Annotated in this window: 18 protein-coding genes and 4 pseudogenes; 9 read left to right on the top strand and 13 right to left on the bottom strand. The window is 68.3% G+C overall.

All coding sequences use genetic code 11. The features are described 5' to 3' along the window. Positions 1-679: 679 nt before the first annotated feature. The gene (locus tag ACIBG6_RS39160) at positions 680-844 is read right to left on the bottom strand and encodes a hypothetical protein (RefSeq protein ID WP_399227547.1); all 165 of its coding nucleotides are present in this window, start codon (positions 842-844) and stop codon (positions 680-682) included. A gap of 691 nt (positions 845-1,535) precedes the next feature. Between ACIBG6_RS39160 and ACIBG6_RS39155 the strand changes: the two are divergent. After that, positions 1,536-2,611, top strand: a pseudogene (locus ACIBG6_RS39155) (IS110 family transposase). On the opposite strand, the gene ACIBG6_RS39150 reads toward ACIBG6_RS39155, so the two are convergent. Both ACIBG6_RS39150 and ACIBG6_RS39145 read right to left on the bottom strand, forming a co-directional pair. Further along, positions 2,606-3,139, bottom strand: coding sequence for an SMI1/KNR4 family protein (locus ACIBG6_RS39150; RefSeq protein ID WP_399227546.1), 534 nt, complete (start codon positions 3,137-3,139; stop codon positions 2,606-2,608). The pseudogene ACIBG6_RS39155 and the gene ACIBG6_RS39150 sit on opposite strands and share 6 nt — an antisense overlap. Positions 3,140-3,191: 52 nt before the next feature. After that, positions 3,192-4,367 carry a hypothetical protein gene (locus tag ACIBG6_RS39145; RefSeq protein ID WP_399227545.1) on the bottom strand — a complete coding sequence of 392 codons (1,176 nt, stop codon included), beginning with the start codon at positions 4,365-4,367 and terminating at the stop codon, positions 3,192-3,194. Positions 4,368-4,656: 289 nt separating this feature from the next. Here ACIBG6_RS39145 and ACIBG6_RS39140 point away from each other — a divergent pair, with 289 nt between their 5' ends. The 3 genes from ACIBG6_RS39140 (at position 4,657) to ACIBG6_RS39130 (ending at position 5,817) form a co-directional block, all read left to right on the top strand. After that, a complete protein-coding gene (locus tag ACIBG6_RS39140; protein ID WP_399227544.1) occupies positions 4,657-5,016 on the top strand; it encodes a hypothetical protein in 360 nt (119 codons plus the stop codon). Between the two features lie 94 nt (positions 5,017-5,110). Then, positions 5,111-5,539 (top strand): phosphotransferase family protein, encoded by a 429-nt coding sequence (locus tag ACIBG6_RS39135; protein ID WP_399227543.1) that lies wholly within the window; start codon positions 5,111-5,113, stop codon positions 5,537-5,539. A gap of 41 nt (positions 5,540-5,580) precedes the next feature. Then, on the top strand, positions 5,581-5,817 hold the full coding sequence (locus tag ACIBG6_RS39130; protein WP_399227542.1) for a hypothetical protein: 237 nt from the start codon (positions 5,581-5,583) through the stop codon (positions 5,815-5,817). A 17-nt stretch (positions 5,818-5,834) separates the two neighbouring features. Here the strand turns inward: ACIBG6_RS39130 and ACIBG6_RS39125 are convergent. After that, positions 5,835-7,037 (bottom strand): annotated as a pseudogene (locus ACIBG6_RS39125) (IS110 family transposase). Between the two features lie 588 nt (positions 7,038-7,625). Continuing rightward, a complete protein-coding gene (locus tag ACIBG6_RS39120; RefSeq protein WP_399227540.1) occupies positions 7,626-8,450 on the bottom strand; it encodes a hypothetical protein in 825 nt (274 codons plus the stop codon). Positions 8,451-8,717: 267 nt separating this feature from the next. Between ACIBG6_RS39120 and ACIBG6_RS39115 the strand changes: the two genes are divergently transcribed. Then, positions 8,718-9,221 carry a hypothetical protein gene (locus ACIBG6_RS39115; RefSeq protein WP_399227539.1) on the top strand — a complete coding sequence of 168 codons (504 nt, stop codon included), beginning with the start codon at positions 8,718-8,720 and terminating at the stop codon, positions 9,219-9,221. A 30-nt stretch (positions 9,222-9,251) separates the two neighbouring features. Here ACIBG6_RS39115 and ACIBG6_RS39110 read toward each other — a convergent pair whose 3' ends face one another. The 3 genes from ACIBG6_RS39110 to ACIBG6_RS39100 all read right to left on the bottom strand — a co-directional run bounded on the left by ACIBG6_RS39110 (position 9,252) and on the right by ACIBG6_RS39100 (position 11,218). Beyond that, positions 9,252-9,524: a transposase gene (locus tag ACIBG6_RS39110; protein ID WP_399227538.1), complete on the bottom strand. Its 273-nt coding sequence runs from the start codon at positions 9,522-9,524 to the stop codon at positions 9,252-9,254. 210 nt (positions 9,525-9,734) lie between these two features. Continuing rightward, complete coding sequence (locus ACIBG6_RS39105) at positions 9,735-10,391, bottom strand: hypothetical protein (protein WP_399227537.1); 657 nt, start codon at positions 10,389-10,391, stop codon at positions 9,735-9,737. Beyond that, a complete protein-coding gene (locus ACIBG6_RS39100) occupies positions 10,388-11,218 on the bottom strand; it encodes a hypothetical protein (protein ID WP_399227536.1) in 831 nt (276 codons plus the stop codon). The genes ACIBG6_RS39105 and ACIBG6_RS39100 overlap by 4 nt, the downstream gene beginning before the upstream one ends. On the opposite strand from ACIBG6_RS39100, the gene ACIBG6_RS39095 reads away from it, so the two are divergent. Then, a complete protein-coding gene (locus ACIBG6_RS39095) occupies positions 11,204-11,719 on the top strand; it encodes a helicase associated domain-containing protein (protein ID WP_399227535.1) in 516 nt (171 codons plus the stop codon). The two genes, ACIBG6_RS39100 and ACIBG6_RS39095, sit on opposite strands and share 15 nt — an antisense overlap. Before the next feature lie 765 nt (positions 11,720-12,484). Here ACIBG6_RS39095 and ACIBG6_RS39090 read toward each other — a convergent pair. From ACIBG6_RS39090 to ACIBG6_RS39075, 4 genes and pseudogenes are all read right to left on the bottom strand, one after another. Next, positions 12,485-12,877 carry a hypothetical protein gene (locus ACIBG6_RS39090; protein WP_399227534.1) on the bottom strand — a complete coding sequence of 131 codons (393 nt, stop codon included), beginning with the start codon at positions 12,875-12,877 and terminating at the stop codon, positions 12,485-12,487. A 225-nt stretch (positions 12,878-13,102) separates the two neighbouring features. After that, positions 13,103-13,512: pseudogene (locus ACIBG6_RS39085) on the bottom strand (DUF6415 family natural product biosynthesis protein). 135 nt (positions 13,513-13,647) lie between these two features. Further along, a pseudogene (locus ACIBG6_RS39080) lies at positions 13,648-13,866 on the bottom strand (hypothetical protein); the annotation flags it as partial. Positions 13,867-14,743: 877 nt separating this feature from the next. Further along, the gene (locus tag ACIBG6_RS39075) at positions 14,744-14,959 is read right to left on the bottom strand and encodes a hypothetical protein (RefSeq protein ID WP_399227533.1); all 216 of its coding nucleotides are present in this window, start codon (positions 14,957-14,959) and stop codon (positions 14,744-14,746) included. A 742-nt stretch (positions 14,960-15,701) separates the two neighbouring features. Here ACIBG6_RS39075 and ACIBG6_RS39070 point away from each other — a divergent pair. Both ACIBG6_RS39070 and ACIBG6_RS39065 read left to right on the top strand, forming a co-directional pair. Further along, positions 15,702-16,655, top strand: a complete 954-nt coding sequence (locus ACIBG6_RS39070) for a hypothetical protein (protein ID WP_399227532.1) — start codon at positions 15,702-15,704, stop codon at positions 16,653-16,655. Next, the gene (locus ACIBG6_RS39065) at positions 16,639-17,019 is read left to right on the top strand and encodes an FG-GAP repeat domain-containing protein (RefSeq protein WP_399227549.1); all 381 of its coding nucleotides are present in this window, start codon (positions 16,639-16,641) and stop codon (positions 17,017-17,019) included. The genes ACIBG6_RS39070 and ACIBG6_RS39065 overlap by 17 nt, the downstream gene beginning before the upstream one ends. A 213-nt stretch (positions 17,020-17,232) precedes the next feature. On the opposite strand, the gene ACIBG6_RS39060 is transcribed toward ACIBG6_RS39065, so the two are convergent. After that, complete coding sequence (locus tag ACIBG6_RS39060; protein ID WP_399227531.1) at positions 17,233-18,177, bottom strand: replication-relaxation family protein; 945 nt, start codon at positions 18,175-18,177, stop codon at positions 17,233-17,235. On the opposite strand from ACIBG6_RS39060, the gene ACIBG6_RS39055 reads away from it, so the two are divergent. Next, a complete protein-coding gene (locus ACIBG6_RS39055; protein ID WP_399227530.1) occupies positions 18,170-18,694 on the top strand; it encodes an AAA family ATPase in 525 nt (174 codons plus the stop codon). The genes ACIBG6_RS39060 and ACIBG6_RS39055 overlap by 8 nt on opposite strands. Positions 18,695-18,833: the final 139 nt, after the last annotated feature.

The raw sequence follows: 18,833 nt of genomic DNA, 5'->3' as shown, positions 1-18,833 counted from the left end.
GAGTTGCCTACGCGTCACGCCCACAGTCCTACCGGGTCCCACCCCACGAAGAGCACAGAACCCGGCAACTGATCACGACATCACACAGGCCCTAATTCCAGGGCTCCAAGGCCCGCCACCTCATCAGCCGTGCGCGGCACCGCGAGGCCGCACGCCGTGTCCAGAGCTCGAAGCTCGTGAGGAGAAACGCGTCACCGTGCGGCAGCTCATCCAACGAGGATCCCGAACCAGACGGGCCCGCGGGGGCAGAACGTGCGAGGACCGGCCGGCGCCCAGCGCCACCGGTCTTTTCAAAGACCTCACACGGTCGGAGGTGTCGTAGGGGTCACCACGGCACCGACCGGACCACACACGTCCTGCCCCAGGCTGGACAACCGCCCGGGCCCCTCAGAGATCCAGAACCTCTAATTACTAACGAATTAGAGGTGTCGGCGTGCGGATCCGGCTTGCCCACGAGGTCTGATCAGGGGGAACGCTCAAGATCACGGAAGGGGGGGTTCACACCTGCGGTAGTACCTCCGGTGCAACTTCGGGTCCCCCGGTGCAGACACCTGTGGGGGCACCTGTCGGTGCAACCCTGCCGAGGCGGCGAATAGGGCGGATACGGAGCGGGCTTGCCCAGGGTCCGCGACCCGGACACGCGCGGTGGCGCGCCCGGGCCGCGGACCATGGGGGCCGCTTACCGGCGGCGGAGCAGGGTCAGGGTCATCAGCGCGATGCCGGACGCGGCCACGGCGGCGAGGACGCCAATGGTCTCGCGCAGGGCGGGGCGCCCGTGCAGGACGTAGCCGAGGAACAGCAGGGCGAGCGTGATCACGGCGCCGTGGCGGCGCAGGAGGGTCACGGCGGGCTCCGCGGCGGGCTGCTGGGCGGGCTACCCGGGCGCGGGCGGCTGGACGGGCTCCGCGGCGGACTGCTGAGTGGAATCGGACATGGATGTCCCCCTGGGATGAGTGTGGGATGGCCGGTCGGTCAACGCGGCGATCCGCACCTTCAAAGGGGAGAGGGTTAGCCGCGCAACTCCCCGGCACTCTTGGCCGCGAGGAGACCGCATTCAATAGATCCCGGGCTTATGGCCTGGCTCTTTACGCGGTGGGCAAGCCTTGGACAGAGGCCGTACACGAGGTAAGGGCAAGCCCCGCAACCCGTACGAGGACTTCGGGTATGCGGGGAAGGCGGTAGGCCGTGGCGGCGGGCGGGGCCAGCCACGCCACAATCCGGCGCCGTCCGGCACACGGCCCTCTTCCGCCCGGGCGTCACGGGCCCGCATGCCGAACGGCCCGCACCGTCACCCGGTGCGGGCCGTTCATCCACCCAAGGGCCCGCCGGAAGGGGGAGTACGGCAAGCCCTGCATATCCAGATGCACTGCGGGCCCATGCCGACCGACACCCTGGACGCTACGGCTGCAGACCGAGCATCTGGGGTCGATTCAACAAGTCAGGAGCTTGGCCACCAGCCTCATCACTGTCTCGTCCGTCGGCCCGGGCAGCACACGCTGATCCGGTACCCATACGGAAGGACGGCGGAGCCGAGCATGACAGCGCCCGCGATAGCGGTGATCGGCGGAATCGACACCCACACGGACGTCCACCAGGCCGCGGTGATCGACTCGGTCGGCCGCCACCTGGACACCCAGCCGTTCGAAACGAACTCGGCCGGCTACGAACAGCTGCTGGCCTGGCTGCGTGCCCAGGGCGACGTCATCACGGTCGGGATGGAGGGCACCGGCGCCTACGGCGCCGAACTCGCCCGGTTCCTCACCGCGAACGGCATCACGGTCGTCGAGGTCGACCGCCCGGACCGAAAGGCCAGGCGGGCCCACGGCAAGTCCGACCCGATCGACGCCTACGCGGCGGCCACCGCCGTCCTGTCCGGCCGCGCGAACGGAACCCCGAAGAGCCAGGACGGGATCGTGGAAGCGATCCGCGCGCTGCGCGTGGTCCGCAAGAGCGCGGTCAAGGCCCGCACCCAGACCATCAACCAGATCCGCTCTCTCATGGTCACCGCGCGCCCTCCGCCCTGCGGGACAAGCTGCGTGGGCTGCCCACCAGCGTGCTGATCGACACCCTCGCCCGGACCCGGCCCACCGGTGACCTCACCGACCCGGCCTGCGCTGCCAGGACGGCACTTCGCCGCCTGGCCCGGCGCTACCAGGTCCTCCAGCAGGAGATCAAAGAGGCCGACGCGGACCTGGCTCCCCTCGTGACCCAGGCGGCACCCAGCCTCGTCGCACTGCCCGGGGTGGGCACGGAGACGGCCGGTCAGCTGCTGATCACCGCGGGAGACAACCCCGACCGGCTCCGGTCCGAAGCGTCCTTCGCGCACCTGTGCGGGGCGGCACCGATCCCCGCCTCATCCGGCCGGACCCACCGCCACCGCATCAACCGCGGCGGGGACCGCAACGCCAACAGCGCCCTCTACACCATCGTCCTGGTCCGCATTCAGCACGACCAACGAACCCGGGACTACGTCGCCAGACGCACCGCCGAGGGTATGTCCACCAAAGACATCATGCGCTGCCTCAAGAGGTTCGTCGCCCGCGCGGTCTACAGGCACCTCAAGAGCACAGGCATCCTGAACACGGCAGGCTCGGCCGGTGCCGGATCATGACGCCGACCGGCTGCCGTCCGCGTCATCGAGGTCGAACGACGCGGCCGCAGTCAGATGCTCGACGAACATCTGGAAGTCCGTCGCCAGCGGGAGCTCCGTATTGATGTCCACGTCGAACCACGTCACGGACGGCTCCCCACGCGCTCCGCATGCCCGGTAGTCGAGAGCGATCCAGCAGTGACCATCACCGGAAAGCAGAACCAGAGGGGACGGGAGACCCCACTCCTCGACCAAGTAGGGCGTGTCCAGCAGTGACAGCCGGCCGTCGTGACGGCCGATGCCCATCATGTCGTCGAGCGGAACGTGGTTCTCGCTCCACGATGTCGGCACATCCGTCGGGAACGCGTTCCACGACTCCGCCACCAGGCCGCCGTTCCGGACCTGCAGGATCTCCAGCAACGAGGCGGGCAGACGGACACCGAGCTGACGCTCGGTATCCCGAACGACCTCGTCGGTCAGCGGCGCCTGCATCCCATACAGGCCCCCCTCGCCCGAGAACGTCGCCTTAACCTCCTCAAACCGAGCCACAAAAGCATCCTATGGACTCCACAGACCGGCTTGACGACCTATAGGAGCTTCATCAGCCTCCAGCCCCGGCATGGGGCGCATTCTGGCTGATGAGGTCCTGGAGGAACTCGCGGGTGGGCGGTGGCATCAGCCCCTCGGTGCTGAGGAGGTGCCACTGGCAGCCGGGAACGAGATCATCGAGCCGCGCTGGAACTCTCCGAGCCGGCTGGTAGAGCAGCAGCAGGACGTCAAGGGCGCGTTGTGCGGGTGGCCAGTCGCGCTCCTTCAGCGTGCTTAGCAGGGATAGGCCGGCCATCGCGTAGCGGCAGTTCTGCCACTCCCGGGCCGCCTCGCCCAGATGCTCGGCAGCGAGTTCCTCCTCGACGCGGCCGCACAGGTCCAGGGCCCACTGCCGTACGGCCGCGGCGGTCCCCCATGCCCGCGTGAGGTCCTGCACCGGAGCCGTGGCGGCCAGGTCGCGTAGATGGTCGCGGGCATCGCGCACGGGGCCGAGGACCAGGTGGTTGTCGTCGGTGAGGACCGCGTCGGCGACCTCGGGGACATCTTGGCGGGTGGTCTCGACGAGGGAGGCGATCGGGTTGGCCATGGCGGTGGGGTTCATCGCGCGGAGCATGTCGCCGATGTCCTCCAGGGACATCGTCCCGGTGAGCACGGCGGCGGCCGAGGAAAGCGCGGCGTCCTTAGGTGTAGCGGTCGACGGGCCGGAGTTCTCGTCGAAGGCGGAGAACTCGGCTGGGGGCCAGGTGAGCCCGTTGGCGCGGATGAGGCGGGCGATGCCTTCGTCGATCCGCCGGGCCCGGGCGGGGACCAGGGTGACGGTCAGACCGGTGTCGTCGAGGTGGGCGGCTAGATCGTCGAGCCGCTGGTCCGGGTCGCTGTCGGGTTCGTCGTCGCCATAGATGCTGATGGTGTCCACCGATGCGGTGAAGGCGGCCCGTACCGTCTGCTCGGGTACCGGGAGCCCCTCATCGAACAGGAGCAGCGCCACGTCGGTCGGGCGCTTGCCGCGGCCGGCATGTCGGGCGAGGCCAAGGACGAGGTCGAAGCTCTCGGGAGCCGGGCTGGAGGTGCTGCCCTTGCCTCGGCCCAGGCCTCCGCCGGGCACATTGCCCGGCAGCAGGCCGCGGCTCCTCCAGACCTCCAGCATCTTCGCGGTCACGGTGAACCCGTGGCGGTGCGCATGGTCGATCAGCAGCTGATCGGCCGCGCTCGGGGTGTCAGTGGACATGCCAGGGGAGGTACCGCCGCCTCGCAGGAACACGGCCGAGCTTTCACCTCTTCCGGTGACTCCTCGCGGAATGGAAGCCAAAGAGCTACCCCATGCGTAGCGGTGGCGCCCCTTTAGAGCCCCCCCTACCTCCGCCGGGTCACCTCGGAGTCCGTCCGCTCAAATGGCGTGGACCTGAGGGGGGTTGCGTGGCTAACCCCCCGCACCCGCACTGTGCCGCCCAGGACGCGACGTTAGCGCGCGGCCCTTCATGCTCCGCCCGTCACCACACAGAGACAAGGGCACCGACATGCTCACCGACGTGCTCACCGGCTGGACCGCGGAGACCCTGGGCGGCCTCACGCTGCTGGCGGGGGCCGCAGCCTGGGGCTGGCTCCGCCGGCGCCGAAACCAGGCCGCCCCCGGCGTGGCCCCGGCCATCGCGGCCGGCGAGGCCGTGCGGCCGGTCCGCACCTACACCCTGCTCGGAGCCCGGGCTGCCGACGGCCAGCCCGTCCACTTGCCCAGCAGCCGCCCCGCTGGCATCCGGGTCACCTGGAGCGGCCCCGCAGGGAAGACGGAGCAGTTCGAGTTGACCGACGCGGTGCTGCCGGACGGCACCTATGCAGCGGAGCGCGTATCGGCGTACCCGGAGCCCGGCGCCCTGTAACTGGAGTTCGCTGAGACTAGTCCTCACAGGCCGGAAGGAAGTCCCGTGGAATTCCACGTCATCGAGCGGTCCGCTAACGCCTTTCAGCAGGGTAGTGACCGAACGCCAGATCCTGACGGTCGCCCGGCGCGCCTTCGGGCCCGGTGCCGAGGTCCGTTCCGCGACGGAGCTGGGCGGAGGCATGTACAACACGACCTACCGCATCGACCTGGCCGGCCGCGAGGAGCCGGTCGTCCTGCGGGTGGCCCCCGAAGCGGGCCGCCAGTTCCACTCCGAGCAGGTGCTGATGGGCGCGGAGTACGTGTCGGTGCCGTGGCTCGCGCCGCTCGCCGACCTGATGCCGCGGGTCCTGGCGGTCGACTTCACCCAGGCCGTCATCGGACGGGACTGGATGATCCAGTCCTTCCTGCCCGGCACCCCGGCGCCGGAGCTGCTCGGGTCGTACCCGAAGGAGGCCCACGGGCGTTCTTCCGGCAGCTGGGGGGGTGCCCCTATGTGTTTGGTCAAGGTCGAGGACCAGTAGGTTCGTGCGGTCGGGGGTGGGGCCGAGCCGGAGGGGTGTGCATGGGTGATAGCCAGGTCACGATCAAGCTGACGAATGACGAGGCGCTGGTGTTGTCTGACTGGCTGGAGAAGCTGCAGATGACGGACCTGAGCCGGGTTGTCGACGATCCGGCGGTCTGGGCGCCGATCCATCGCATCGCCGGGACGCTGGATAAGTCACTTGCGGGGCTGTTCGCGCCTGACTATGACCAGCGGCTTGAGGCAGCTCGCCGACGGCTTCGGCCGGAGGAGGACTGACCGGTGAGTCTGAACCGTCACCGGGCCCGTGCGGGTTGGGGTTCGTAGAAGGTTCCGTCGCGGAGCATCGCGAAGAGGACGTCGGCTCTTCGCCGTGCGAGGCAGAGCAGGGCCTGGGTGTGGTGCTTTCCCTGGGCGATTTTCTTGTCGTAGTAGGCCCGCGATGCCGGGTCTCCCAGGGCGGCGAACGCGGAGAGGAAGAAAGCCCGTTTGAGCTGCTTGTTTCCCCTCCGGGACGGCTGTTCACCGCGGATCGATGAACCCGAGCTCCGGGTCGCCGGGGCGAGGCCGGCGTAGGCGGCGAGGTGGCCGGCGGTCGGGAAGGTGCTGCCGTCGCCGACCTCGATCAGGATCCTGGCTCCGGTCCTGACGCCGATTCCCGGCATCGACGTCAGGACTTTCGAAAGAGGGTGGTCCTCCAGCAGTTCCTCGATCCGCCCGGCCAAGAGCTTCCGCTGATCAAGCACGGCCGACAGCGAGCCGGCGAGGCTCGGAACGATCAGAGCGGCTGCCTCGGTCCCCGGAACGGTGACGGTCTGCTCGTCCAACGCGGCGAATATCTCCTCGACCAGCCGCTCGGCCATCCTCGGTACCTTCGGCCGCAGCAGGGTGACCAGCCGTCGACGGCCGGCCTTGCGTATCTGAGCCGGGGACCCGAACCGTTCCAGCAGCGTGAGGACGGCAGGGTGCTGCAACCGCGGTCCCAGGACCCGTTCCAGAGACGGGTGGATCTGGGTCAGCAGGCCGTGCAGCCGGTTGGCGACCCGGGTCGCTTCGCCGGCCAGGTCGTCGTCGAAGCCGACGATCATCTCCAGCTCGGCGATCGTCTCGTCCTCGCCGTCGATCGCCCGCAGCGTGTGGGGCATCGCGCGGGCCGCGTCCGCGATGATAAACGCGTCCTTCGCGTCGGTCTTGGCCTCGCCGGGGTAGAGGTCGGCGATCCGCCGCATCGTCAGGCCCGGAAGGTAGGCGACCGGGCAGCCCATGTCCCTGGCGACCGCCAGCGGCAGGGCGCCGATCGAGGCCGGCTGATCGACCACGACCAGCACCGTTCCGTGCTTGGCCTGGAGTTTTGCGAACAGCTCGCGGAGCTTGGGCTCGGTGTTGGGCAGGCGCTTGTCGAAGGCTTTCTTCCCGGCCGGGGTGACGGCGGTGGCGTGGTGTTAGCCTTTGCCGACGTCCAGGCCGAGGAAGACGTCGATGTCGCCGGTTTCGATCACGTGCAGGCCCCTCCATCACGCTTTCGTCCGGCCTTGCCAGGGCACCGAGCTGCCACATCCACGTTACGGAGAGCTCTTCCGGCTCGGGTGAAGCCGGTGCTCAAGCCCCTCATCAGCGGTCCGTCGATGCCTCCGGGCCCGGTGACACCACCCCCCGGATCATGAACAACAAGGGGGGAAGTCATGCCGGACCCGAAGGCCGGTAGCCCCATTGCGGAGCCACGAAAAAGGTAACGGGGGGGAGCACGGCGGCCGTGCACGCGGTCGCCGGGCCCTGGTGCGGTCCGCTCACCGGTCCCGGGCACGCGCGTTGGAGCGAGGCCGTCGTCACGTCCCTGCACCTGATCGCCGAGGACGTCGAGAGCTGCGGCTTGGACGCGGCCGACCTGCGCCAGGCCGCCGACGCCGCCCAGGCCAGCGCGCAGGTCCTGGACGAAGTCGCGGTGCTGATGAGGATCTGTGAAATCGGCCAGTGCCGCTCCTCGTACCCCACTCGGCTGCCGTCAGCAACGAGGGCCTGGGCCGCCCGATTGTGCAGTGTGCGGCCCGTGCCGAGCTGTCAAGGACCACGAAGGAGAAGCGCTGTCGTCAATCCCACGTGCCCATCAGCACCGGACGGACCGGCGGCGGAGGGGCGAAAGCTGGCAACGTGGGCGCCAGCACGGCTCGTGCGGCTTCCACTACGTCGCGAAGCCGCCCCTCGGCTGTGTGCTGCGCCTCGTGCCTCTCCGGTGACAGAGGCGGATTTTCGGCATCCTGCAGGAGGGCCGTAATTTCCTCAGGCGACAGGCTAGGAATGTTTCTCAATGCAGACTCAGCGGCCTCGCGAAGCCGCAGACCTTCTTCACCGAGATCACGTCGAAAGACTGGATTAACACTTCGAGCTGCCAGACAGTACTGCCCATAGGCTTCTCGCGCACGCTCTTGGAACTGGCCTGGATCTTCAAGCTTGCGGTACACCTGTACAGCGTTGCTGCGCTGTCGCGCTAGACGCGTTACCCGCAATACGGCCTTCAGTGCCTCCTTGGCGGGTACTACAACGCTGGGTGGCGCGATGAGCTCGAGCTCAGGAAGCTTTCGGCGCATTGACCATTCTGCCGCGCGCATGGCTTCTTGATCATTGGTTCCCAAGTTTCGCTGGAGCATCGAGAGCGCGAGGCGCAGGGTTTCTCGGGCCTCTCTTACGAAACTCGCCACCTCGACCTTAAGGTCTTGATGCATCGCCAAAAGGTGCTGGGCCTCAGCCGTGATTTGCGCTGCCTCCCGAGCTGCGTTCGCCTGGGCCCGCCCTCCGTTGGCTTGAATCTTTGCGCCGATCACACTGCCGGCCAACCCACCGATGATCGAGAGGGCCGCAACTAAGGCGGCGAACACCTCTGGATGGTCTTCGAAGTACTTCCTGAGAGTTTCCATGGAGACATCCTGGCCTGACAGCGATCACCAGAACATGCCCCTGGACTATCCCGCACGAGCGGGGGACCTCCCTGGACCTGGCTGGTATCGGGCTGCTCCTCCCGAGTGACCTCCGTCCGCAGCTCAGCGCACCGCAGGTGGGGAGACAGGTGAGCAGGTCTGGGGAACTCCTGAGTGCCGAGTGGGGAAAATCAAGGCTCTGACCGCGCTTGCGTGAGAGCTGTTGATCTCGACCGTGTTGTGCGGCTGGTGGGGCATGCTGTAGCGATGGATGACGCTGAGGCGAAGTGGCAGTCGTGGTTGTCCGGGCTCGCTCCGTCGAAGCGGGCCGCGGCGGAGTCGCTCCGCACGCAGTTTGAGGCTCTCGGCGCGACTGATGCGCAGGGTTGGGCGAGGTCGGAGATTGAAGAGAACCAGCCGCAGTTGGCTCGCTTCGTGCTGCTCCGTTCCCTGTGGCGTGGTGCGATCGACGGATGGGCAGGCCCTGGAGCGTTGGAGCAAGTAGCGGCGGCTCGGCGCTTGCTGGATGCGGGTGCGGACAGGGATGACCTCGAACTCCTGGCTCGTGCAGTTGCCTACGAAGCGGTCTTCGCCACGGTCGACGAGCTTGATTGCGGTGCCGATGTGAACGTGTCCGGCGTCGACGCCGGCTGGGTGGTCGTGGAGTCCGGCGAGGATGGGTCCCCCACCGGCCGCCGCCTCTCGGGTCTTCACGAGGACCTGCTGACGATGGACCCGAGTGGCCGTGACGGGGCGGACTTCTGGCGGTAAGCCATCTGACAAGGCCGGGCGATGCCGCCATCACGGCCGGGTGAGGATGCGTATCCGCAGGAGTCGGAACGATGCCCGCCCATACATGGCTCCTTTGATCGTTTTCACGCGGTTGACGTGACCTTCCACGATGCCGGAGCTCCATTCGAGGGTCAGTCCGGCGGTGACCGCGTCGAGGTCCTGGCGGAGGAACGAGGCGAACTTCGCGACGGAAATGGGACCGGCCTGTTTCAGCTTGGCGGATCCAGTCGAACAGCAGTTGGCCTCGACGGTGACGGACCAGGCTTGTGAAGACTCTGGCAAGGTCGCAGGCCCGCGCGACGTCGGGGCAGGCCGGGCGGACCTGTGTAGGCGTACGCCTCAACGTGGCCAGTGAGGTACAGAGATACGTCCCCAACCGGTAGGTGTGGAGTAAACCTGACAAGAAACCCGCCACGAGTCGATCACGAAGTCTGAGCCGTCCGGCTCCAGCACACGGTTCACAGATGGGTGGTCTGGGGCCGTGCGACAGTCCTACTGTTCAGTGTCCTGCGCCCCTATGCGTGCTGCTGTGCCGCCGGTCCGGGACACGCCGAGGTACTGCTCCAGAGCCTGCTTGACCACTTCGTACGGTGAGCAGTCCTGCCGATCTGCTTCAGCACGCAGCCACTCCTCGAGCTCGGCTGGGAGGTACTTAGAGCGGTTGGCCAGATTCTCGAGCTTGGTCACCCAGCGGCAGTTGTCTGGGCTGTAGCCGCGGTCATTGTCCTTGCGGTCGATCTCCTTGCCGTCGGCGTAGCCGTTGGCCAGGGCCCAGGTGCGGAAGGCCGCGAAGTCCTGCCATTCGTCGCAGACGGTAATGCCGCGGCCGACGTAGCGGTGGGCGCTGCGGATGTTGGGGATGGAGCAGCGGTGGCGCATGCTGGCCCAGATTCCATAGAGCCGTGATGCGTGCTGGCCGTGTGTAGTCGTCCGCTCGCGTCCCAGGCAGCCGCAGCTCTTCGTCCGGCCGCTGCGCAGGTTACTCAGGCGCGCTTCCTTGGTGGTCTCGTCGTTGCATGAGCACTTCACCAAGGCGAAGCTGGCGCGGGTCCCGGACTTTGTCCGGCGTACGCCCAGCAGCTCGACGACGGTCAGCCGCTCGTAGACATCGCCCACCCGCGTCGGCGGCTGGGCGGCGGTTGTGCTCATGAGGTGCCACCGGCGGGACGGGCGCTGGCACGTGCAGCCACAAGGGCGCATCGGATGACGGTGTAGGTGTCTGTGCCGTCTGCGGCCGCGCGTTCCTCAAGGGCTGCATGCAGGGGCTCGGGAAGATAGCGGCTGCGATTCATCAGGTTCTCCAGGTCCGTCACCCACCGACAATTGTCTGGGTTGTAGCCGCAGTCGTTGTTGATCCGGTCGATGGCGAGCCCCTCGGCGTAGCCGTTTGCCTGCGCCCAGGCGGCAAAGGCGAGAAAGTTGTGCCATTCGGCGCAGACTGTGATGCCGCGGCCGCCGTACCGGGGGTACTTTTCGGACTTCGGATTCGAGCATCGCTCGCGCATGTTGGTCCACACGGAGTGGAGACGGGTGCGGGACTGGCCGTGGAAGCGGTAGCGCTTGTAGTGCTGGACCTGGCCGTTCCAGACGCGCGTGACCGCGATGCGTTCCTCGGGGTCGACGTCGATGCCGGCGTAGCAGTAGCCGCATGGGGTGGCGGTCCGGCGCTCCAGGTCGTCCTCGCGCGCATCCGTTTCTCGGGCGCAGTGCTGGCAGCGTAACGGCACGAAGTATCGGTTGCGGGCCGAGCGCTGGCCGCTGTGGCCAGGCACCCGCTTGGCGAACGAGGGTCCGGTGACGCTGTAGATGCCGAGCTCGGTACCGGTCGGCAGGTCTTCTCGTTTCCGGGCAGGCACAGGGTATTCCTTCCAGGGATGCAGGCTCGCTGCATCATGCCGTGAGCCACTGACAGCAGGAACAACACGCAGCGGATCGACTGCCTGGCCTCTCAAGGATGGGAAATGACGGATCGTCATGGGGTCGCAGGGGCATCGCTGCGTGATGGGGGCGCCCCACTCTGCACCCCCTGTCTCGGGGCTGGCTGCCTATCGGTTGGTCTTCCCCGTTTAGGTGAGGACGTTCGCTCGTACCAGGCAGGGGAGGTAACCGCGTACGCCGACACGTGGCCCCTGGACTGGCAGCGCCACTACCGCGTCCTCGCCGACCTGGTCGACGCCGACGGCCACCTGCCGCCCATCGAACCCGGCGTCGTCTTCGACGGCGACGACATCGGGCGATGGCTCCAGCGGCAGAAAAAGCCCGCCACCTGGAAGCTGCTGTCGACCGAGCAGCAGGAACGGCTGACCGCCCTTGGCATCCAGGCACCGGCTCCCCCTCCTCTCCGGCCCCGGCGGCGGGCGGCCCGGCGGAAGGGGGCCGAGCAAGGCGCAGCAGGCGTTCCAGCGCGGCCTGGCAGCCCTCACGCAGTGGGTCGAACGGGAAGGTGCCGAACGGGCGGTGCCACGTGGCCACGGTGAGCCGATCGCGGTCGACGGTGAGGCAGAGCCGGTGATCGTGAAGCTGGGCGTATGGATTTCGAGCACACGCGCGAGACGCGAGAAGCTCACCGCAATCGCGGCGCTGGGCGTGTACTGGGCGTGACACCGGCTGCGGCTGGTCGTTGAACAGGACGGTCAAGCGAAGTGCACCGAGAGGCCCCGGGCGTCATCGCCCGGGGCCTCGTGCTGTCGGCGGCGGCTCCGCCCAAACATGGCGCGGGCCTGCAACGCGAGGTGCAACACCGATTTCACGAACCTCTATCCGAGGCATCACCGCAGGTCAGAGCGCGATGCGCGGCGGTGTTGCACTGAACGTGTCGCCCTGGACGCTTTCGACGCTGCGGCCGCTCCGTGGCGTGAGGCCCTCGAGGACCTGGACGAAGACGTCCTCGCCGAGGCCGCCGCCGAAGCGCGGGCCTTCGGCGCCGGCCCGGCGGCCGCCGTCGACGAGCTGGTGCGCGGCCTGCTCGGGCAGTTGGCCGACTGGCAGCAGTCGATCGGCGAGCTGGGCCGCGCGCTCACCACGGCAACTGAACGCCGACCGCTACCCGGCTGGTCCACCGACGCCGGCCGCACCGAGGACATCGGGTGGCGCCAGGGCCCGCACCACGCTGCTCGAGGCCGTCGCACGCCACCACCACGCTCACCTGCTCGCCGCCATCGTCGAGCTCGGCGGTGAGCTGGAGCTCCCAGCTACCCGTAACGGGCGCTTCAGGGGCGCGGTCATCCCAGAAGGCTGCGCGGTCAGCGACGCCGGCCGCCGCCGATGCGGCGGTCGTCGGCCAGTGCGGTAAGCGGGCCGAACTCGCGGGCAAGCTGGCTCCACGTCAGAACCTCGCCACAGCGGGCCGGGAACTCCTTCGGGTTGAACTCGGGCATGGTCCAGGTGCCAGTGCCCCGGTCCCGCAGCCACAGGTCCCCGTCACCGTCGACCACAGTCGGCGGGACCGGTACGGGCTCGGCCTGATCGGTGGGCTCCCAGGTGACCCGGCCCGGGTGGGAAACGCGGCGCAGCTCGGTGGTGGCCAGCCGCGCGGCCAAGTCACGGGTGGACTCTTCGGCGTCCTTGACCGACTCGAGTCGGAATGCGTCGTCAAGGACGGGCAGGGCTGGATTCTTGCTGCGCTTTGAACTCATACGCTGACTACCTCCGGTGGGGGGCGTCACATCCGTTATGGCACCCCGTAGAGCAACACGGTATCCGAGGCGGGAGCCGGGCCAGGCCTCCTCCGCTGGAACGGTCAGCAAGCCCGCCGACGCCCAGGAAGATGCTCTGCGCCAGGTCAGCGACTTGTTGGGTGAGGCGAGGAAGGCACTCGATACGCTGACGAAGTAGCTGGAAGCAACCGTCCAGCCCACGGTTCAGCCCCCGCTCGGTACAAACCTCTCCGGGGCGAGCGCGGCCTCCAGGCGGTCCAGCCGTTCGTAGAGAGCGCGAACGAGGCGGGCGCGGTTCTGGACGCAGTGCACGTACCCTCGATCGTCGTGGACAGCCGGCCGTCTGCCTCGCGCAGGACAACGTCGGCGAGCACTCTGGGTCCGCTGTCCTTCGGCAGGTGATGGGCGCGGCGGCGGACGTCGGAGGCGACGGCGCGGGCGTGGCCGGTGAGCTGGAGGGCGATCTGTTCCAGGTCGCGGGTGGTGAGCGTGTCCTCGTCGGTCCATGCGAGGACGGCCGTGACGAGGCACTCGTACGGTTCGCGGTGCAGCGGGAGTCCGGCTTCGATCAGGCCGTCGGGGTCGTAGAGGACCGTGTGGGTGCTGGTGTGCATGGCGGGCCTCGCTGCCGGGAGCGTCGTGTGCGGGTGGTCGGCGGTCACTGCTGGGTGTCCTCGCCGCCGTCTGCTCCGTCGTCCTGGTCCTCGTCGTGCTGACCGAGGAACCGGGCGAAGCCGCGGTCCGCGCGACATGTACATGGAGTCGACCGCGCGGGCGGTGGCGATGAGGTCGTCGGCCTGGTCCTCGGCGCCGCACGCCGCGCACCAGGTGCGGATGTCGATGTCCGAGGGCGCGGCCGTGCCCGGCCTCGGGGTGTGCGGGGATGACCATGTCGACGGACGCGGTGGTGTAGAGCGCGACGTCGGCGGCTCCGGCCCGGCTCGTGCCGCCACCCTGCGCACCACCAAGCCGGGCGGGAGGCCATCACCAAGTCGTGTCCGCCGACGCTGGCCAGACGGGCCGTCTGGTCAGCCCGAGACGGATGCCGCCGACTCGTAGGAACACCAATCCGGCCTCCCGCGCCTACTACGGCAAGCAACGCGCCCGCGTAAAACCCACACGCAGGCCCTCCGCCTCGCCCGCCAACGCATCGCGGCCTGTTCGCCATGTTCCGAGCATCCCCGGGTTGCCCCGGGGAGGACGTACGAACTCCGGCTCCCTCAGAGTTTGCCTTGCATGAGAACCGTGCGATGCCCCCCGAGCGCGCGGGAGAGGCCTTCGAGAAAGCCGGGGCTGAAGTCGGGCCAGTCCCAGAACTCGAAACCGAGATACCCGAAGGCGAAGTAGTCATCCGACCAGGTCCACGCAGTCAGGTCACCGGAGCACCGACAATGCGGGCAGGCCACTGCCGCGCTGCCTGTGTCGCTCCAGGCGTTGATGGCCTCACCGAAGGGTTCCCACGCACCCTCGCTCTCCTCCAGCCGGTCGGTGTAGAAATCCGCCCGCCCGGCACAATGGGGGCACACCGCGAACCTGGGTTCGCCCTGACCGCAGTCTTAGTCCGTCGCTGGGCTCCCAGTCCTCCTGACCGACCGCCCTGGCCCAGGAGGGACCGGGCGGATGCCCCGACGGCGCCCGAGAACACAGTCGGTGACCTCAGCCCGGACTATCCCCTCCCTGACCAGCCAGTCGAGTCCGCTGTCTGCCAGGGTGCGGGCGTCCGCATGCGTGGCGTCGAGGTCGACGACGATCTGAAAATAGTTCCCCATGAGGCAACAGTAGAAGCAGCCACCGACAGCACGTCACTGAGCCCATTCCACCTTCGGGAAGCTTCCGCGACCCGGTTCAGATCTCTGCCGCAGCAGCTGACGCGCCGGCGACGACCACCGGCCGTACGTGAGCCAGCAGCAGTTCGAGGAACTGCTCCGGCTGGCGGTCGGGGGCGGCGTGGTGCTCGTGGTCGGGGTTAGGCGTGATGTCGGCGGCCCGGTTTCTCCGGCCGGCGGGCCGGGTCGGTGGTCGTCCGGCCCGTGCGCGGATCTGTGCACGGGCCGGAGCCACTGTGAGAAGCCGCCCCTTGACCGCGGTCTGACGGCTACCGCCGACGGGTGTCCGTTTTCGCCTTGACTGACCCTTGACCGGGCGGGTTTGTCCGTGGCCGACGCCATATCCGTCCGGCCGGAGTTCAGCGAGCGGGACGCGTGTCCTGGAGGGCGGGGAGCCGAGCCGCCAGTCCGAGGGCTTCTGCCCGCGGAAGGTCTCGCCGGCCTCGATCCGGGCTTTATTGCGGGCGAACTCCCGCTCGGCCGCCGACAACCGCCGAGCCCACGTTGCGGGTGGACTGGCTAGAGCAGGTAGGTGCACCGGGCCGTGTGCTGGGCCATATTGACTGCATGGTTCACGAGGGGGCACCTGGCTCAGGATGCGGAGCCTCCCGGAACTAACCGTGCTGGGGGTGAGCGCGGCCACCTGCCGAGTGGTGGTGACCGCGCTCAGACCGATGAATTGGGGGGAATTCATGGCTACGACTCCACCTACACCGCGTCAAGCACCCGGGTCAGAGGAACCAAACCGGGACGAGGCTGTTCTGGCGCCTACCCGGGCATCGCCGGAACCGAGTGGGGCTGCTCCAGCAACAAACCCGACACCGCCTGAGGTACCGGGCACGACTGCTCCGGTACCGGTCCCGACGTCCTCTCCGGTCCACAACGGCGCGCCTCGGCCTGCTCCGGAGGCATCTGACGTCCCGCCGCAGACTGCGTGGGACGTTCTGGCTGAGGAGCGCCTGCCAGGGTTTCGTCGGTTGTCTGCGAAGCATCGGACGCTTTACATAGCGGTCGCGGTCGTAGTCGTCCTGGGCGGCCTTCTGTTTGCCTACTACGCGAACTACATCCTGGACCGGACCACGGCCGACGATCGGGCGCGCGCAGACAGGAAAGCCGCCAGTACCGCTGACCATGAACAGCCTGCCTTCGTCTCCGTTCGCACTCCCCGTGACATTGAGCAGGACCCGCCAGAGAACTTCATCGTACTGCTGGATCGAAAGCTGACCGCGAGTGAACAGGCAGGGCTCACCGCCGTCAATGTCGAAGGTGACGGCCTGGGTGTGTGGCAGTTTCTCAAACCGCTTGGAGGGCGGCTCGTGGAGTACGCGGCACCGCCGGCCTTCCCGAACGATGGTTTGGAGGATGGCCGTTACACACCAGACTGGCGGTGGTCGCAGTCGTTCAACCTGAACCTCAACAGCGACCGCAGCGCCGGACTCACGATCAACAGCATGACCGCTGTCAAGGACTCATGCCGACCGTCGACCGCACAGACTGTCGTTGACCTCCCACCGGCCGGCGCCGAGGTTCGGCAGGGGCTGATGTGGGATCTGACCGGAAACACGAAAGACCGAACGTATGGGCCCTATGTCCTAAACGAGGGCGAGGACCAGGGACAGCTGTTCTTCCGCCACAACGTCATCGAGCTGGGCAACGGACAAGCAAACATGGCCATGAACATCCAACCCCGCGTGTCCGACCGGACATGCACATGGCACATCAACGCGTCCTACACCGACACCACCGGCACTCACACCCAACGCATCCCCAAGGGCACCGAAACCTTCACCACAGAGGCTGCGCCGAAAAGACCCGCCCAGTACTTCACCCACGTCATCGGCGCAGGGTGGGGTTGTACCGGCCAGGTAATCCGCAAGAACTGCCCGGCAGCCGCAACAGTCGAGCAGCTGCCACCTGAGTGGTTCGGATAGTCACATCAATGCCGATGTCCCCTGCACCGCAGAGCGGCACGCCGACATCGGCTGCGGCCCGGCCGGAGACCTCATCGCCCGCGACAGGAACGGCGTCGACTGGCTCTACCTCGGCAAGGGCGACGGCATCTTCGCCACCCGGACCCGGGTGAACAGCACCTGGGGCTACTACACCGACCTGATCCCCGTCGGCGACGCCGACCGCGACGGCCGTGCCGACCTCGTCGTCCGTCATGTGACCGGCGGCGACACGGGCAGCATCAGCTTCCACCGCGGCAGCGACGACTGGCGGGACCCCTTCCCGAATTCGGAAGAGATCGACGCGTCGCGGCGGTTCATCAGCGACGGCTCCCTGCTGTTCTGACCCGCTGCCCGACCCGCGCACCCCAAGAGAGCCGCCGCCCCGCTCAACTTGCCCGCCTGATGCCTGGGGCGCCGGCGGCTGTCTACTCCGGGCCGGGGTCGCGCAGCGGGTTGTGGTGACCGCAGTCGGATCTGCCCACCGTGTCCGACGGGCACTCCGCCATCACCCGGACGAGACCCTCCTCCCCTCCGGGCAACGCCGGGCGCGCCGTACTCAGCGCGGCTTGGGCAGCGCGGCGAGCGACCGCCGGGCCTGCCCGCGGCCCATGACCCTCCGCACCGGCTGGTCCGCCCCTTCGCGGGTCAGCAGGGACAGGGTCGTCGTCGCCACAGTCATGCGGTAGTTCACGTTCGAGAAGCGGCGGGCTCGGTCGTGGAAGGCGGCCTCCCTCGTGGCTGGGGCCCGCGGCGCGGGACGGGGGCGAAGACGAACAGCAGCGGCGGGAAGGGTCGCTCCAGCGACGGTCCGGCGTAGGTCTCCTGCCAGTGGGAGCGCGGAGCGCGGGCGGCGTTCCCCGCTCCCGGATGGCGAGGCGTTGCGGTAGGCGTCGTAGCGCTCCAGCTTGGCGAGCAGACGGGCGTAGGAGATGGTGCGGTCGATTTCCACGAAGGCGCTGGAGCCGTCGGCAAGGAGGACCACGGCGTCAGGGACGAGGGAGCCGGCCGGGGTGGGGCGGGCGACTTCCACCTGCCAGTCGGCGCGGTCGGCCGCTTCGGCGTGGTGGAAGGCGACGGTGGTGTCGACCAGGGCGAGGCCGTGCTCGCGCAGGTCCGTCTTGCTGGCCGCACGCTTCCCGGTGGTCCGGCTGGCCGTCGGCACGAGTTCGCCCGAGGAGGTGGCTTCGGCGAGGCCCGCGGGGGTGCAGTACCAGTAGATCTGCTGGGCGCGGTGGGCCCGGCCGCACAGGGCCGGGGATTCGTCGAGCAGGTTACGCAGGGCGCGGCAGCGTACGTGGTCGGTGTCCTGCTGGTGGGGCAGCAGCAGTTCCTTGAGCTGGAGGGGTGTGGCCAGGCTCAGCTGGGCGAGGGTGAGCAGGACCTCGCCGCGGATCTCCGCTCCGGCCTTCGCCGCCGCCTTCCGGGCCCGGGACGCTTCTTCCGGTACATCAGAGCAGTGGTCGTCTGATTGGCCTCCCTGCCACGATCTGGGTGTGACCACGTTGTTCCTGATGGTCGGCCTGCCAGGGGCCGGAAAGACCACGCGGGCTCGGCAGCTCGCCGCAGAGCACGGCGCGCTGCGCCTGACGCCCGACGACTGGATGATTCCCCTGTTCGGCGAGGCGGAGGCCGACGGGAAGCGCGACGTGCTGGAGGGGCGCATGCTCTGGCTCGCCTTGGAGGCGGTCAAACTGGGCACCAACGTCGTCGTGGACTACGGCTGTTGGTCACGGGACGAACGGTCCGCGATCCGCTGGCTGGTGGAGGCCGAGGCGGCGTGCTTCCGCATGGTCTACCTGCCGGTGGACGATGAGACCCAACGCGCCCGTATCGCCCATCGCTGGGCGACCACCCCAGAGGAGACGTTGTCGATGTCCGAGGCCGACATCCTGCACGGGCGGGCGCATTTTCAGGAGCCCGACGCGGCGGAGCTGGAGGGCCGCAGGGTCGCTGGCCCGCCGCCCGGCTGGGTGGGCTGGCGGGAGTGGGCCGCCGACCGGTGGCCGTCGTTCACGTGACTGCTGCGGCCCACGACAACTCAGCCGTACCGGGCGTGCCTGCACTAGGGGGCGTCTTGTCGATCATCGGTCGAGCCAGATGAGGGTGCTGGCGAGGGTGATGGCGGCGAGGTAGCGGTCGGGGTGTTTGTCGTAGCGG

Origin of the sequence: Streptomyces sp. NPDC050842 (assembly GCF_044456565.1) — a bacterium.
Classification (GTDB): Bacteria; Actinomycetota; Actinomycetes; order Streptomycetales; family Streptomycetaceae; genus Streptomyces.
The sequence above is the reverse complement of the archived record's forward strand: the minus strand, read 5'-3'. Positions and strand labels throughout refer to the sequence as shown.

Excerpts from the sequence above, each read along its gene's own strand:
- ACIBG6_RS39145 (WP_399227545.1), bottom strand. The coding sequence starts at position 4,367 with ATGTCCACTGACACCCCGAGCGCGGCCGATCAGCTGCTGATCGACCAT.
- ACIBG6_RS39140 (WP_399227544.1), top strand. The coding sequence starts at position 4,657 with ATGCTCACCGACGTGCTCACCGGCTGGACCGCGGAGACCCTGGGCGGC.
- ACIBG6_RS39130 (WP_399227542.1), top strand. The coding sequence starts at position 5,581 with ATGGGTGATAGCCAGGTCACGATCAAGCTGACGAATGACGAGGCGCTG.
- ACIBG6_RS39120 (WP_399227540.1), bottom strand. The coding sequence starts at position 8,450 with ATGGAAACTCTCAGGAAGTACTTCGAAGACCATCCAGAGGTGTTCGCC.
- ACIBG6_RS39115 (WP_399227539.1), top strand. The coding sequence starts at position 8,718 with ATGGATGACGCTGAGGCGAAGTGGCAGTCGTGGTTGTCCGGGCTCGCT.
- ACIBG6_RS39105 (WP_399227537.1), bottom strand. The coding sequence starts at position 10,391 with ATGAGCACAACCGCCGCCCAGCCGCCGACGCGGGTGGGCGATGTCTAC.
- ACIBG6_RS39095 (WP_399227535.1), top strand. The coding sequence starts at position 11,204 with ATGACGGATCGTCATGGGGTCGCAGGGGCATCGCTGCGTGATGGGGGC.
- ACIBG6_RS39100 (WP_399227536.1), bottom strand. The coding sequence starts at position 11,218 with ATGACGATCCGTCATTTCCCATCCTTGAGAGGCCAGGCAGTCGATCCG.
- ACIBG6_RS39090 (WP_399227534.1), bottom strand. The coding sequence starts at position 12,877 with ATGAGTTCAAAGCGCAGCAAGAATCCAGCCCTGCCCGTCCTTGACGAC.